The following is a 1,310-nucleotide window of genomic DNA, read 5'->3' on the forward strand; positions in this document are numbered from 1 at the left end:
CCTTGGGTTCTAGTAGTCGTCGCAACACCCCAGCTCAGGGGATGCGATGGACTTCGAGATCCGGAAGGTCCGTAAGGCTCACGGGCCGATGAAGTTGCGACGGGAGCGGGAGGAATACTTCCGGCTCGTGCGACAGGGCTACAGCAACAAAGAGGCGTCCGGGCTGGTGGGCGTCAACGAACGGACCGGCCGCGAGTGGCGTAACGGCCGGAGCGATCCGGACAGGTTTCGGGCGCCTGCCCAGCAAGGGCAGGCGCCCGTCGCCATGTCGTCGGGCCGGTATTTGCGCGATGCCGAGCGCCTTCACATCGCCGACCGGCTGCGGGAGAAGGCCACGATCCGTGCCATTGCCGCCGAGCTGGGACGCAGTCCGTCCACCGTCAGCCGGGAGATCCACCGCAACAGCACCACCGATCCCCGTGGTCAGCGGCACTACCGTCCCCACGCGGCCCAGGCCCGTGCCGACGCCCGCCGGCGCCGTCCCAAGGCGGGCAAGATCGCGCAGAACGGCGAGCTGCGGGACTTCATCCAGCATCACCTGACCCTGCGGTGGAGCCCGGAGCAGATCTGCAACGCTCTGCATGCGCAGTTCCCCGACCGGCCGGAGATGCACGTGGTTCACGAGACGCTCTACCAGGCCCTCTACGTCCAGGGCCGCGGCGAACTGCGCCGTGAAGTGGCCCGGGCCCTGCGCTCGGGACGAGCACGCCGCAGGCCCCAGCGACAGACGGCCAGTCGGCAGCCGCGCTTCGCCCACCCGATGGTCATGATCAGCGAACGGCCGGCCGAGGCGGAGGACCGGGCGGTGCCCGGCCACTGGGAAGGCGACCTCATCATCGGGAAGGACAGCGGGTCAGCGATCGGTACTCTCGTCGAACGCGCCACCCGCTACGTGATGCTCGTCCACCTGCCCGACGGCCGCAGCGCAGAGCACATGCGCGACGCGCTGGTGCAAACGGTGAAGACCTTGCCGACGCACCTGACGCGCTCGCTGACCTGGGACCAAGGCTCGGAAATGGCAGCCCACCACGCCTTCACCCTCGCCACCAACATCCCGGTCTACTTCTGCGACCCCGCCAGTCCCTGGCAGCGCGGCTCGAACGAGAACACCAACGGCCTGCTGAGGCAGTACTTCCCCAAAGGCACCGACCTCGCCGTCCACACCCGCGAACACCTCGACACCGTCGCCGCCGAACTCAACAGCCGCCCACGCAAAACGCTCGGCTGGGAAACCCCAGCCGAGCGCCTGCATAAACTGCTCGCCACCACACGTCAGTGATCACGTGTTGCGACGACCCCTGGAATCCGCC

General features: G+C 68.2%; 1 protein-coding gene. It reads left to right on the plus strand.

All coding sequences use genetic code 11. The features are described from left to right. The first annotated feature begins 88 nt into the window (after nt 1–88). Nucleotides 89–1,279 carry an IS30 family transposase gene (locus ACFVT5_RS43275; protein ID WP_389899740.1) on the plus strand — a complete coding sequence of 397 codons (1,191 nt, stop codon included), beginning with the start codon at nt 89–91 and terminating at the stop codon, nt 1,277–1,279. The last annotated feature ends 31 nt before the right edge of the window (nt 1,280–1,310 follow it).

It is taken from the genome of Streptomyces sp. NPDC058001, assembly GCF_042886315.1.
In the GTDB taxonomy this organism is placed as follows: Bacteria; Actinomycetota; Actinomycetes; order Streptomycetales; family Streptomycetaceae; genus Streptomyces.